The following is a 13,507-nucleotide window of genomic DNA, read 5'->3' as shown; positions in this document are numbered from 1 at the left end:
GAATGGCCGCCATGAAGCTACCCGTGATGCCGCCGGTCCCGCCGATGCTGGCGAAGCCGATCAAGCAGATCCCGGACGGGAACGTCAGCTTCGAGCCGAAATGGGACGGCTTCCGCTCCATCATCTTCCGCGACGGCGACGAGGTGGAGATCGGCAGCCGCAACGAGAAGCCGATGACCCGGTACTTCCCGGAGCTGGTCGAGGCGATCAAGGCGAACCTGCCGGAGCGTTGCGTGATCGACGGCGAGATCGTCGTGGTCGGCGCGTCGGGGGACCGGCTCGACTTCGAAGTACTGCAGCAGCGGATCCATCCGGCCGCCTCCCGGGTCAAGATGCTGTCGGAGACGACGCCGGCCCGGTTCGTCGCGTTCGACCTGCTCGCACTCGGTGACACCGACTACACCGACCGGCCGTTCGCCGAGCGGCGGGAGGCCCTGGAGCAGGCGTTGGCCAAGGCCGCGGCGCCGATCCACCTGACCCGGACGACGACCGACAAGGCGACCGCGACGGAGTGGTTCCACCAGTTCGAGGGGGCCGGGCTGGACGGGGTGATCGCGAAGCCGCTCGACGGCCTGTACGAGCCGGACAAGCGGACGATGTTCAAGATCAAGCACGAGCGGACCGCGGACTGTGTCGTCGCGGGGTACCGGGTGCACAAGAGCGGCGAGAACCGGATCGGGTCGCTGCTGCTCGGGCTGTACAACGCCGACGGCGTGCTCGCCAGCGTGGGCGTGATCGGCGCGTTCCCGATGGCTCGTCGTGAGGAGCTGTTCGTGGAGATGCAGGAGCTCGTCACCGACTTCGACGACCACCCGTGGGCATGGGCGAAGCAGGAGGAGGGCAACCGGACGCCGCGCAACGCGGAGGGCAGCCGGTGGCAGGCGGGCAAGGACCTCAGCTTCGTGCCGTTGCGGCCCGAGCGGGTGGTCGAGGTGAAGTACGACCACATGGAGGGGGTCCGCTTCCGGCACACGGCCCAGTTCGTGCGCTGGCGGGAGGACCGGACGCCGGAGTCGTGCACCTACGAGCAGCTGGAGGAGCCGATCAAGTTCGACCTGGCCGACGTGCTGACCGCGCGCCCTTGAGGCACGCTGGACAGGTGAACCCGGAGGCACGGACAATCCAGGCATGACGGCGGATCGGATCGAGCTGGCGCGTCCCTCGGACGCCGAGCGTGATCGGGCGCTCGCGATCCTGCGTGACGGAGCCGGCTCGGGTCGGCTCTCGCACGACACCTTCATCCGCCGGATGAACTTCGTACTCCGCGCGCAGAGCCGCCGCGAGCTCGCCAACGCGACGCACGACCTCCCCGGCACCGAGCCACGCGTCGTCCAGCTGCTCAACCGGCTGCTCGCCCGCATTCCGCGCCTCACGATCACCCCGCGCACCACGACGCCGTACGTCCGCCCGCAAGGTCTGGCCCTGCCGTCGCCGGACTCACCCACGGTCCGCATCGGCCGCGGCCCCGGCGCCACGCTCCGGGAGACCGACCTGTCCGTCTCCCGCTTCCACGCCGAGCTCCGCCACGTCGACGACGGCTGGCTGCTCCGCGACCTCGGCTCGATGAACGGCACCCACCTCAACGGCCTGCGCATCACCACCCCGGTCCGCGTCCGCCCGGGCGACCACATCCGCTTCGGCGCAGTCACCTACCGCCTGACCTGGACCGACCAGAGCTAACGCTCGTGGGACCGGGCTAGCGCAGGCCCAAGAGCGACACCCGTCGCCCGGACCAGCGCTGCCGCTCGGCACCGACCACCCGTCGGCCGGACCCAGCTCTGCCGCTCGGCAGCGACCACCTGTCGGCCGGAGCCAGCGCTGCCGCTTGGCTACGCCGGGCCGACCGGGTCAGCGCTCCTGGCCGGTGGACTTCTCTGGGCCGTCGGTGCCGGCCTTGCGGGCCTCGGGGGCAGCACTTGGCGTGCTCACCGCCTGGCTGGCCGGGGCTGTGCCCTGGAGGGCTGCCTGGGACGCCTTCGAGACCTGCAGATTCGGGTGTGAGCCCTGCTGCTCCGGCGGGACCATCGAGTTGAGCTTGTGCGCGAACCCCTTCAGGTCCTGCTGGGTCGCCATCTTGTCGATCAGCTCGGGCATCGTCTGCGGCGCCCGCCGGTTGCGGTCGACCATCTTCTGCATCGCGCCGACCACCTCCCGCGGGTGATCGTCGGCGAGCTGGTTCAGGAACTCGGACGTCCGCTCGACCTTCATCGCGTGCGGCCCGGTCGCCGGCGGGTCGAAGTCCTTGGTGTTCTCGGTGACCAGCACGTCCGCCTCACCCTGAACGGCCGCGGCCAGCACGTGCTTGTCCTTCTCGTCCGCCTGCATCTGCGGCGCGAGTCCCTCGTACCCGGTTGTCATCGCGGCCGGGAACACCTTGTTCATCTGCGCGAACCGCTTGTTGACCTGCTCTTCGCTGACTCCCGGCGGCCGGTTGCGCCCGGCTTCGTTCAGCACGTCCTGCGACCACTGCGGCTGGTACAGACGCTCAGCGGCGAGGCTCATCATGATGTCGGTGGTGAGCTGACCGCGCAGGACGTTCGCGTCGAGGAACGCGCTCCGGGGATTCGTCATCGGTCACCGTCCTGCGGGTCGTCCCACGACTCTTCCTCGGCGAACGACTGGAGCATCTCCTCCCGCGCGGCGTCGAGCCGGGCGCTCAGGGCCAGTACGTCGGACAGCTTCACCCAGTCGACGTAGTCGGACGACCGGAAGGGGATCTCACCCTGGCTGGCCAGCAGCCGGAGCTCCTTGCGCGGCATCAGCGCCGCGTCGGCCGCCTCGTCGATCGGCAGCTCCTGGCGCAGCGGCGTGATCTGGACGGCGTACCCCTCGCGCAGCGCGGCCTCGACGTACGCCATCGCCTCGTAGACCTTCGGCGGGATGTCGTGCCGCGCGCCGGACGGATCCGTCAGGGCGGGGCCGTTGGCAACCAAATTGCGATCCTGCTCATCGAGCAAAAAGACCTTGGGGCGGGTAGGCGTGACGTCCATGCACCGAATTCTAGGTGCTCATGGGTTGAGCACGGTCGGATGTGCCCCTGGGTTGAGGGACCACCAGGGCCGGGTGGCGGCATGGGTGGCGATGGTCTGGCGGTAGACGTCGGTGAACGCGCGATGGATGAGATCGACGTCCGTCTGCGGTGTGCTGTCGGCGCGCCAGCGAAGAGCCCGGCGCCACAGCAGCGGCGCCCCGGTGATCGGCAGCACGATCGTGTTCGGGATCTCGCGCACCGTCGGCGCGCACAGGCTGATACCTCGCCCGGCCCCGATCAGCTGCTCGATCTCGGACGTGTCGAGGTTGGCGTAGCGGAACTCGGGCGTGAACCCGGCCGACTCGCAGATGCTGCGCAGGTACGCGAGATCGCCGTCCTCCTTGCCCGCCGGCGGGCAGATCCAGATCTCCTCGGCGAGGTCCACCAAGTCGATCGTGTCCTTGCCCGCGAGCCGGTGGTCGGCGGGCAACGCGACCGCGAAGGGCTCGGGCCAGACCATCGTCTGTTCGCGGATCCCCGGCGGACACGGTGGCGCATACGCATCGTCACACCGCCCGAGCATCACCACGTCGACCACGTCGGCAGCCAGCAGATCAGTCAGTACTGCGCACGACGGATCCACCTGCGCCGCGATCTGGCGCCCCGGCAGGAGCTGTTCGAGTCGCGACAGCCAGGCCCCGAACATCACGGTCCGGACCGCGCCGAGGCGTAGTACGGAGGACGTAGCCGTATAACGTCGACTGCTGCCGACGAGCTCGTCCATGTCGGCGAGCATCGCCCGGGCGCGGCCGAGCACGTGCTTGCCGAGGGGCGTCGCGACCACGCCGTACGGGCCGCGTTCGAACAGGACGCCGCCGATCGCGTCCTCGATTCTGTGCAGCTGCGCGGTCAAAGACGGCTGCGAGACGCCCAGGGCGGCCGCGGCCTTCGAGACGCTGCCGGTGTCCGCGAGGCGGCAGACGACCCGCAGATGGCGTAGCTCCAACTCCATAGCGGTGAGGTTATGCCCTGCTGGGATAAGACAGCCATAACTCGCAGGTGTCAATCTCTTCCAACAGAGGAAGCCGGGAGTTCATCCACCTGCCCACGGAACTCTTGCGGCGCGCACGCCCACGTGCGTCATCAGGCATCCTCGCCCCCGCCATCGGCCGGCCGTGGATTGCAGCCCCCCGGCCCGTGGCGGGGGCTCCCGCCCCCTCAGTGAGGAAGTGTCCCAGTGAAGAGCACAGCCCTGCGCGTCGTCGCAGCCGGTTGCGTCCTGAGCCTGGCAGCAGCCGCCACCGCGGTGATCGCCATGAGGATGCCGTCGGCATCTGCTCAGCAGGACGCGGCACCACCGGTGAATCCGCGAGCCGCCGCGCTCAAGACGGCGGACCGCCTGGTCCAAGGCCGGGTCGCCGAACTCAAGGCGAGTCCGAATGACCAGTTCATCCGCCAGCAAGACATCAGCACGCCCTGGGGCCTGCAGTACGTGAGCTACCAGCGCACGTACCAGGACCTGCCCGTGATCGGTGGCGACTTCGTGGTCGCGACCGATGCCTTGGGCAACGCCAAGAGCCTGACCGTGGCTCAGCAGGACGTCATCAGCGTCGACCGGCACCCGGTGGTCACCAGGGCCGCCGCCAAGAAGACGGCCCTCAAGGCGATCACCGACGGCAAGGCGGCTCCTGGTGAGCCGGCGCTGGTCGTCTACGCCGGTACGAAGAAGCCGGTACTGGCCTGGGAAGCGATCGTGCAGGGTCGCAACCACGGCGAGCTGAGCCGGCAGAAGGTGTACGTCGACGCGCGCACCGGCAAGTTCCTGCAGGCGATCGAGCAGACCGCGGCCGGCACCGGCACCGGGATCTGGAACGGCTCGAACCTGACCATCGGTACCACCAAGTCGGGTACGACGTACTCGATGACCGACCCGGCCCGCCCGAACCTGCGGTGTGGCGACCAGTCGACCGGCAGCACCTACTCCGGCTCGGACGACGTGTGGGGCAGCACGTCGAAGACCGACAAGGAAGCCGGCTGCACCGACGTCATGTACGTCGCCGCCGGCGAGTGGGACATGCTGAAGAACTGGTACGGCCGTAACGGGCTCGACGGCAACGGCAAATGGGCCGACGCGCTCGTCGGTCTCGGCGACGTCAACGCCTACTGGGGTTCGCAGTACAACTCCGACGGCGTCGTCTTCGGCTACAACAACGCCCGCAACTGGATCACCGCGACGGACGTGGTCGCCCACGAGTACGGGCACGGCCTGGACGCGATGACGCCCGGCGGCATCTCCGGCTACCCGTCGCAGGAAGCCGTCGCCGACATCTGGGGCACGTTGAGCGAGTTCTACCTGAACAACGCCAACGACAAGCCGGACTACGAGATCGGCGAGACGATCAACCTGACCGGCAGCGGCCCGATCCGGTACATGTACCAGCCGTCGAAGGTCTCCGGGCACCCGGACTGCAACTCGTCCAGCCTGCCGAGCGAGATCCACGCGTCGGCCGGCCCGATGAACCACTGGTTCTACTTGCTTGCCGAGGGCACCAACCCGGCCAACGGCCAGCCGACCAGCCCCACCTGCAACAACACCACGCTGACCGGCATCGGCCACCAGGAAGCCGGCAAGCTGTTCTACAACTCGATGCTGATCAAGACGTCGAACATGTCCTACGGCAAGTGGCGTTCGACCACGCTCACCGCTGCCAAGAACCTGGACAGCAGTTGCGCGTTGCACGCCAAGGTAAAGGCCGCTTGGGATGCCGTCTCCGTCGGCGCCCAGTCCGGGGAAGCGACCTGTACGCCGAGCGGCAACGACTTCACCCTGTCGGTCTCACCGGCCAGCGGGTCGGTCAAGCCGGGGGAGAGCGCGACCGCCACGGTCAACACCGTGATCGGCAGCGGCTCGGCCCAGACCGTCCGGTTCACCGCGACCGGGCTGCCGAGCGGCGCGACCGCGACCTTCGACCCGAGCTCGGTCCAGTCGGGCAACTCGTCGAGCCTCACGATCGCCACCACGTCGAGCACGCCGGAGGGCGCGTACAACGTGACGATCACCGGTGACGGCACGGACGTCGACAAGACCGCGACGTACCGGCTCACCGTCGGCGGTTCCACCCCGCCCGCCGGCGTACCGGACATCGACGTCGAGAAGGTCAAGGCGCACCTGGCCGCGCTGCAGCAGGCGGCCGACAACAACGGCGGCAACCGCCGGGCCGGCAGCGCGGGCCACACCGCGTCGGTCAGCTACATCGAGCAGAAGCTGCGCGACGCCGGCTACACGGTCGTCAAGCAACGCTGCACGAGCTGTCAGTACCCGTCGGACAACCTGATCGCGGACTTCCCGGGTGGTGACGCCAACCAGGTCGTCATGCTCGGCGCGCACCTCGACAGCGTCAGCGCCGGACCGGGCAGCAACGACAACGGCTCGGGATCAGCGACGATCCTCGAGGTCGCACTGCAGCTGGCCAAGGACAAGCCGGCACTGGCCAAGCACGTCCGGTTCGGCTGGTGGACCGATGAGGAGCAGGGCCTGAACGGCTCCGAGTTCTACGTCGGCCAGCTGTCCTCGGCGGACAAGGCGAAGATCAAGGCGTACTTCAACTTCGACATGGTCTCCTCGACCAACGCCGGCTACTTCGTCAACAACATCACCACCGACACCGGCAAGGTGCTGAAGGCCTTCTACGACGGCCTGAACCTGCAGCCGGAGGAGAACACCGAAGGTGTCGGCCGGTCCGACGACGCATCCTTCAAGAACGCGGGTATCCCGACCAGTGGCGTCGCATCCGGCGCCAGTGCCCGCAAGACCACCGCACAGGCGCAGAAGTGGGGCGGCACGGCCAACCAGGCCTACGACTCCTGCTACCACTCGGCCTGTGACAAGTATCCGTCGAACATCTCCTCGACGGTGCTGGACCGGAGCGCGGACGCCGCGGCGTACGGGCTGTGGAAGCTGGCAGTCGGCGATGCCCCGCCGACCGGCAGCGACTTCTCGCTCGCACTGAGCCCCACCTCGGGGTCGGTTGCCCCGGGCAGCTCGGTGCAGACGACGGTCGGTACTACGACCAGCAGCGGCGACCCGCAGTCGGTGCAACTGTCGGCCAGCGGTCTGCCGTCGGGTGCGACCGCATCCTTCTCGCCGTCAACGGTGACGTCGGGCAGCTCCTCCACGCTCACCCTGGCGACGTCGGCCACAACGCCGGCCGGGACGTACCAGGTGGTCGTGAAGGGTACGGGTGCGGTCAGCCACGAGGCGACCTACAGCCTGACGGTGACGGGGTCCTCGACGGGCACCGTGACCGTGCAGAACCCGGGCAACCAGTACGGGTTCGTCGGCTGGTCGTCCTTCCCACTGCAGATCCGGGCCACCTCGAGCGCCGGCCTGCCGATCACCTTCCGGGCGACAGGCCTGCCAGCAGGCTTGTCCATCAGCGCGGCCGGAGTGGTGTCAGGTACGCCGACGACCCGCGGCTCTTACACGGCGACAGTGACTGCGACCGACAGCGGCGGGGCGAGCGGTAGCGCCACCTTCGGTTACACGATCTGGTAAGCAGCCAACGCGGCAAGCGCCCCGGACCGTCCACCAGGCGGCCCGGGGCGCTCTGCGTTGCTTCAGGGCCTGGTGACCTCGATCTGGAACTCGTGCACCCATTTGGACTCGTCGTCGGGGTCGAAGGCCAGGCAGACCTCGCGGGCGTAGCCGACGCTGCGGTAGCCGCCGTCGTCGATCCAGCGGGCGAGGATCTGCATGCTCTGGTCGGCGTCGTCCATGGAGCCCTGGTGGACGATCGTCGCGGCGGTCGCCAGCTCTGGCAGGTCGACGACCTGGAAGTCGCCGGTTTCGGCCTGATCGGGCTTGACCGTCACCGCGGCGTGGACGACGACGGCCTCGCCGTCGGTCTTCTCGTAGTACGCGACCGGCGGACCGTCCGGCTCGACCCCGGCCATCCCCAGGCGTTCCCAGATCTGCCCGTACAGCGGCTGGATGACCGGCGTGATGTCCGGTCCGTCGTAGCTCGCCGCCACGGCCGACAGCTCGGCGACGCGGACGGACGGGATCGTCTTGAGGACGACGTCGTCAGTGGACATGTGCCCCTCCTTCTCGATGATCCGGAGCCTCGCCTCGACCGCGTCGAGCCGGATCGCGTCCTCGGCCAGCCGCTGCGCCAGTTGCGCGCGACGGAGCCGGAGCATGCCGCGCAGCTCCTCGGGACCGACCTTGGCGTCGACGATGTCGCCGACCTGCTGGAGGGTGAAGCCGAGCTCCTTGAGCGCGACGATCCGGTTCAGCCGGCGCAGCTGGTCGGCGGTGTAGTACCGGTAGCCGGTGGCGCTGTCGACGCCGGCCGGGCGCAGCAGGCCGATCGCGTCGTAGTGCCGCAGCATCCGCGCCGACACCCGCCCGAAGGCGGCGAAGTCTCCGATGGTGAACATAGGTCAACGGTGAGGCTTGACACGGTGTGAAGGTCAAGCGGGGATCAGCACGACTTTCCCGACGGTCTCCCGATTCTCCAGCGCCCGGTGCGCATCCGCGGCCTTGGCGAGCGGGTACTTCGTGAGCAGGGGAGTCCAGTTGCCCTCGATCGACTGCTTCAGCGCTTCGGCCTCCAGCGCGCGGAGATTGCGCATGAGCTTGGGGCCGATCGCCCAGGTGGCGGTGAGGCCGCGGGCCATCAGGTCGTCCGTGGTGAGCTGGATCGGGCCGCCGCCGGACCAGCCGAACATGAGCAGCCGGCCACCGATGCCGAGCAAGTCGAAGGCCCGCTGCCCGTTCTCACCGGCCACGCCATCCAGTACTACGGTGAGCTCGCGGCCGTCGAGTTGCTTGGTGACCTGGTCCGGCCAGTCGTCTGCGGTGTAGTCGATCGCGATCTGGGCGCCGAGGTCCTGCACTTGCTTGACCTTCTCCGGTCCACCGGCGAGGCCAACGGTCAGAGCCCCGGCGTTGCGAGCAGCCTGCACGAAGAGGCTGCCCATGCCGCCAGCTGCGGCGGTGATCAGGACGACGTCGGTGGCCTGGAGTGCTGCCTGCTCGAGGATGCCGGCCGCCGTGCGCCCGGTTCCGATTGTGGCGACCGCCGTCGGGCTGTCCAGGTGGTCCGGGATCTCGTGCAAGGACTGCACCTTGGCCACCGCCAGGTCGGCGTACCCGCCGGGGTTCGGGCCGAGGTGGACGACGACGCGCTTGCCGACCCAGGACTTGGCCACACCTGGACCTACCGCGTCGACCCGGCCTGCGATCTCGCGGCCGGGGATGGTCGGGAGCTCGGGCGGGGCGATCGGTCCGCCGCCGGCGTTGCCCGCGCGGAGCACGGTGTCCATCAGGTGTACGCCGGCCGCCTCGACTTTGATCCGCACCTGCCCGTGTTCGGCTTCGGGGTCCGGTACTTCCTCGTAGGTCAGGTTCTCGGCGGGACCGAACTCGTGCAGCCGTACCGCGTGCATCAGCTCTCCTCACTGGGGGTCGATGCTTTCGACGCTATGACCTCAAGAGCAGTTGAGGTCAACTCTTTGTAGGGTGAGGGCATGCCGATCCGACTGAGCGAGCGCCGGCCGGAGGTGAGTCCGGACCGGTTGCTGTCCGAGTGCGTGCCGCCGCCACGCTTCGCCGGCGTCCGCTTCGACACCTACCGCCCCAACCCGGACGAGCCGAGCCAGTCGGAGGCCTTGGCGGTACTGCGGCAGCGCGGGCTGGCCTTGGCGGAACCACGCAGGGAGCGCTCTGTGTGGAGCCGGCTGCGCGGGGCGAAAGCGCTCTCTGCGGGCAAACCCGGGTTCTATCTGGACGGCGGGTTCGGCGTCGGCAAGACCCACTTGCTCGCGTCGCTGTGGCACGAGTCGGCGGGGCCGAAGATGTACTGCACGTTCGTGGAGCTGACGAATCTGGTCGGGGCGCTGGGGATGCGGCCGGCGGTCGAGGCGCTCTCGGCGTACCGGCTGATCTGTATCGACGAGTTCGAGCTGGACGATCCGGGCGACACGGTGCTGATCTCGCGGCTGCTCGGGCAGCTGGTCGAGGCAGGGGTCGAGCTGGCGGCGACGTCGAACACGTTGCCGGACAAGCTGGGTGAGGGGCGGTTCCAGGCGACGGACTTTCTCCGCGAGATCCAGGGGCTGGCGGCGCATTTCGACGTACGGCGGATCGATGGTCCGGACTATCGCCATCGTGGATTGCCGGTTGCGCCTGAGCCCTGGGCGGATGGCCGGGTGGAGGAGACCGCGGCGTCGATCGCGGGTGCTTCGTGCGATCACTTCGTGGATCTCTATCGGCAGCTGGCGGAGTTGCATCCGAGCAAGTACGGCGCGCTGCTCGACGGGGTGACGACGGTCGGTATCACCGACATCCGTGAGTTGACCGACGAGAACGTCGCGCTGCGGCTCGTTGCGCTCGCGGACCGGATGTACGACCGCGACATCCCGCTGCTGGCCGGGGGAGTGCCGCTCGATCGGATGTTCACGCCGGAGATGCTCAAGGGCGGATACCGGAAGAAGTATCTGCGAGCGCTCTCTCGGCTGATCGCGCTGGCGCATGTGGGGATGCCTCCGGCGAGTTGAGTGGTCCTACTCACGCGTCGTGGGCCGGTGCCGTGGTTCGCTGAGGACATGACTACACAAGAGCAGCGATCGCTTCCCTCGCCGGTGGTGGGTGGCCTCGGGCTGCTGGGCCTGGGGATCGTCCTGCTCGGCGTCGGTGGGTTCGTCCGGTTCCACGACAACTCGGGGACGGGAAGCGATCGGTGGATCCTGCCGCTCGGGGTCCTGGCCGCGTTGGTCGCGGCGGGCGGGGTTGGTGTCGCCTTCGTCAGTACCCAGTCGAGGCGGTGGGTCGGGGGCGCGCTGGTGCTGCTCGACCTCGTACTGGTCTGGCAAAGCGCGAGCAACGGTGGCTTCCGGTTCGTCTGGATGGCCGATGAGGGCGAGCTGATCCTGCTGGAGGTCGCGATCGGGCTGATCGCGCTGTTGCTGCTCGCCTTGTCCCTCCAGCTGCCACGCCCAGCTGCCTCGGCCGGTGGTCTGCAGTGGCCGGCGCGGGCAGCCCTGTACCTGTCCGGGGTCGTCGCTGCGGTGATCGTCGGCTTCTTCGTCGGCGTGCGGTTGTACGAAGCGGAGTACTGCGGGCGGCCCGAGGGCTGTGACGCCGACGATCTGACCGGCCTCGGCTGGGGCGTGACCGGGAGCCTGATCGCGTTGGCCGTCGGGGTGGTCGTCATCCTCGTCACCGAGGTGGTCCGGCGGCAGCAGCGGAAGGTCGGTACGCCTGCTTGAGCCGCTCCCGGCCGTTGATGAGGCAGGATGGGCGGATGGCGAAGAAGAAGGCTCCCAAGCCGGATGACGTGGCGGGCGGCAGGCTGCTGGACCAGTTGCGGGTACCGCAGGGTCCGGTCGATCTGAGCGCCTGGGACACGAGGGCGACGACCGGGTTCACCGGCAGCAAGGACGAGGGCAAGCTCGCGCTGGACGCGATCGGGCCCGAGGTCTCCGACTGGCAGGAACGGCTGTTCGCCGAGGGACGGTCAGGCGGCGAGCGTCGGGTACTGCTGGTCCTGCAGGGGATGGACACCTCCGGCAAGGGTGGGGTGATCCGGCACGGCGCGGGGCTGATGGACCCGCAGGGGCTGAAGATCACGTCGTTCAAGGCGCCGACTCCGGCTGAGAAGCGGCGTGGCTTCCTCTGGCGCATCCGCCAGGCGCTGCCCGGCCCCGGCATCATCGGCGTCTTCGATCGGTCGCACTACGAGGACGTGCTGATCGCCCGCGTCCGCAACCTGGTCGCCCCGCCGGTCTGGAACCGCCGCTACGAGCAGATCAACGAGTTCGAGGCCGAGCTGGCCGCGAGCGGCGTCACGGTCGTCAAGTGCTTCCTCCACATCTCCGAGGACGAGCAGAAGGTCCGCCTGGCCGAGCGCCTCGACAACCCGACGAAGTACTGGAAGTACAACCCGGGCGACGTCGAGGAACGCAAACTCTGGCCCGCCTACGCCGAGGCCTACCAAGCAGCCCTCGAGAACTGCAACAACCCCGCCACCCCCTGGTACGTAATCCCCAGCGACCGCAAGTGGTACCGCAACTGGGCCGTCACCACCCTCCTCCTGGAAACCCTGAAGGACATCAACCCCGAATGGCCCAAACCCGACTTCGACATCGAAGCCGAGAAGGCTCGCCTAGCTGCGACATGACCGCCCATGCACGCATAACCGGCTGATCGCCCGGCGGCTGAGCGGTCGCTCGGGGCCGGCTCCGGGGGTTATGCATGCGTGCGGGACCTGTGGACAACTCGAACCAGTCAGGCCCCGAATCCGCCAGACTCGTCCCATGGCCGACGTCCTGGAGATCCTCCAACGCGCCGGCGGGGCGGTCCGGTACGCCGACCTGGCAGCGCTCACGTCAGGTCGATCGATCCGTCGCGCCCTCGAGCGCGACGAGATCAGTCGCGTCGCCAAAGGGGTCTACGCGCTGCCGAGCGAGCCGTCCGACCTGACCGTGGCGATCGCCAACGGCGGCGTACTGTCCCGGCAGAGCGCGGCGATCCACCACGGCTTCGAGGTGGTGACCCGGCCCTTGGTCCCGCACGTGACGATCAGCCGCACTCAGCGTCCGCGCGAGACGGAGCTGGCTTGCGTGCTCCACCGCGCCATCACCCCACTGACCGCCCGCACCCCACTGACCGCCGGGACCCCACTGACCGCCGGGACCCCATTGACCGCCGGGACCCCATTGACCGACCACGTCACGTCGCCACTCCAGACGGTGCTCGACTGCGCCAGGCATCTGCCCTTCGGAGAGGCGTTGGCGGTCGCGGACTCGGCCCTGCGGTTGAAGAAGGTCGACCCGGGCGCGCTGGCCGAGGCAGCGGGCGCGTCTCGGGGGCCGGGGCGGACCGGCGTACTGCGGGTGGCCGCGGCGGCAGACAGGCGTTCGGAGTCGGCGCTCGAGTCGATGCTCAGGGCAAGGGTGCTGGCGGCCGGGTTCCCCGGGTTCGTTCCGCAGTACAGGATCACGGACCGGTCCTTCTACGCACGGGTCGATCTGGCCGATCCGGCGCTGCGGATCGTGCTGGAGGCCGACAGTTTCGCTCATCACGGCACCCGGCAAGCCCTCCGCAAGGACTGCCGCCGATACGTCGAACTGGCGATCCGCGGCTGGACCCTGTTGCGCTACTCCTGGGAAGACGTGATCCTCGACGACTCCTGGGTCGCCACGTCCCTCAACACCCTGACCCGCCGTCCGGCCACGCCCCCATCCACCGCCCACCGCGCCGCCTGACCCTTACCGCCCCGGTCTCCGCCCGTCGCGCCGCTTGACCGTCACCGTCCCGGTCTCCGCCCGTCGCGCTGTCTGACCGTCACCGTCCCGGTTTCCCGCCCGTCGCGCCGTCTGACCCTCACCGCCCCGGTCTTCACCCGTAGCTCCGCGCACGCATAACCGCGGCCGGAGGGCGCGACGCGCCGGGGGAAGCGTTTGCTGGGTGGGGTTGTGCGTGCGTGGCGGTGCCGCCTGCCGCCTGCCGCCTGCCGCCTGCCGCCTGCCGCC

General features: G+C 69.0%; 12 protein-coding genes. 7 read left to right on the top strand and 5 right to left on the bottom strand.

Annotation, left to right across the window (positions count from 1 at the left end; genetic code table 11):
• Positions 1 to 11 precede the first annotated feature (11 nt).
• Complete coding sequence (locus ABD116_RS20370) at positions 12 to 1,085, top strand: ATP-dependent DNA ligase (RefSeq protein ID WP_343972269.1); 1,074 nt, start codon at positions 12 to 14, stop codon at positions 1,083 to 1,085.
• A 43-nt stretch (positions 1,086 to 1,128) separates the two neighbouring features.
• Entirely contained in the window at positions 1,129 to 1,680 is a 552-nt protein-coding gene (locus ABD116_RS20365; protein ID WP_343972267.1) for an FHA domain-containing protein, read from the top strand.
• A gap of 168 nt (positions 1,681 to 1,848) precedes the next feature.
• Here the strand turns inward: ABD116_RS20365 and ABD116_RS20360 are convergent, their stop codons facing one another.
• The 3 genes from ABD116_RS20360 to ABD116_RS20350 are packed head-to-tail and all read right to left on the bottom strand — an operon-like array spanning position 1,849 to position 3,983.
• A complete protein-coding gene (locus tag ABD116_RS20360; protein ID WP_343972264.1) occupies positions 1,849 to 2,571 on the bottom strand; it encodes a PIN domain-containing protein in 723 nt (240 codons plus the stop codon).
• The gene (locus ABD116_RS20355; RefSeq protein ID WP_343972261.1) at positions 2,568 to 2,990 is read right to left on the bottom strand and encodes a hypothetical protein; all 423 of its coding nucleotides are present in this window, start codon (positions 2,988 to 2,990) and stop codon (positions 2,568 to 2,570) included. The genes ABD116_RS20360 and ABD116_RS20355 overlap by 4 nt, the downstream gene beginning before the upstream one ends.
• An 18-nt stretch (positions 2,991 to 3,008) precedes the next feature.
• The gene (locus tag ABD116_RS20350) at positions 3,009 to 3,983 is read right to left on the bottom strand and encodes a LysR family transcriptional regulator (protein ID WP_343972258.1); all 975 of its coding nucleotides are present in this window, start codon (positions 3,981 to 3,983) and stop codon (positions 3,009 to 3,011) included.
• Between the two features lie 225 nt (positions 3,984 to 4,208).
• Here ABD116_RS20350 and ABD116_RS20345 point away from each other — a divergent pair, with 225 nt between their 5' ends.
• Positions 4,209 to 7,526 (top strand): M28 family peptidase, encoded by a 3,318-nt coding sequence (locus tag ABD116_RS20345; RefSeq protein WP_343972256.1) that lies wholly within the window; start codon positions 4,209 to 4,211, stop codon positions 7,524 to 7,526.
• Positions 7,527 to 7,588: 62 nt separating this feature from the next.
• Here the strand turns inward: ABD116_RS20345 and ABD116_RS20340 are convergent, their stop codons facing one another.
• Both ABD116_RS20340 and ABD116_RS20335 read right to left on the bottom strand, forming a co-directional pair.
• Complete coding sequence (locus ABD116_RS20340; protein ID WP_343972253.1) at positions 7,589 to 8,410, bottom strand: MerR family transcriptional regulator; 822 nt, start codon at positions 8,408 to 8,410, stop codon at positions 7,589 to 7,591.
• Between the two features lie 33 nt (positions 8,411 to 8,443).
• Entirely contained in the window at positions 8,444 to 9,421 is a 978-nt protein-coding gene (locus tag ABD116_RS20335; protein WP_343972250.1) for a zinc-binding dehydrogenase, read from the bottom strand.
• Between the two features lie 81 nt (positions 9,422 to 9,502).
• Here ABD116_RS20335 and zapE point away from each other — a divergent pair, with 81 nt between their 5' ends.
• The 4 genes from zapE (at position 9,503) to ABD116_RS20315 (ending at position 13,240) form a co-directional block, all read left to right on the top strand.
• Positions 9,503 to 10,531: a cell division protein ZapE gene (gene zapE, locus ABD116_RS20330; protein ID WP_343972248.1), complete on the top strand. Its 1,029-nt coding sequence runs from the start codon at positions 9,503 to 9,505 to the stop codon at positions 10,529 to 10,531.
• Positions 10,532 to 10,579: 48 nt separating this feature from the next.
• Complete coding sequence (locus ABD116_RS20325; protein WP_343972245.1) at positions 10,580 to 11,242, top strand: hypothetical protein; 663 nt, start codon at positions 10,580 to 10,582, stop codon at positions 11,240 to 11,242.
• Positions 11,243 to 11,277: 35 nt separating this feature from the next.
• Positions 11,278 to 12,153: a PPK2 family polyphosphate kinase gene (locus ABD116_RS20320; RefSeq protein WP_343972242.1), complete on the top strand. Its 876-nt coding sequence runs from the start codon at positions 11,278 to 11,280 to the stop codon at positions 12,151 to 12,153.
• A 136-nt stretch (positions 12,154 to 12,289) separates the two neighbouring features.
• Positions 12,290 to 13,240 (top strand): type IV toxin-antitoxin system AbiEi family antitoxin domain-containing protein, encoded by a 951-nt coding sequence (locus tag ABD116_RS20315; RefSeq protein WP_343972239.1) that lies wholly within the window; start codon positions 12,290 to 12,292, stop codon positions 13,238 to 13,240.
• Positions 13,241 to 13,507 lie beyond the last annotated feature (267 nt).

The sequence above is a fragment of the Kribbella koreensis genome, from assembly GCF_039525325.1.
Classification (GTDB): domain Bacteria; phylum Actinomycetota; class Actinomycetes; order Propionibacteriales; family Kribbellaceae; genus Kribbella; species Kribbella koreensis.
This window is presented reverse-complemented; position numbering and strand designations above follow the sequence as displayed.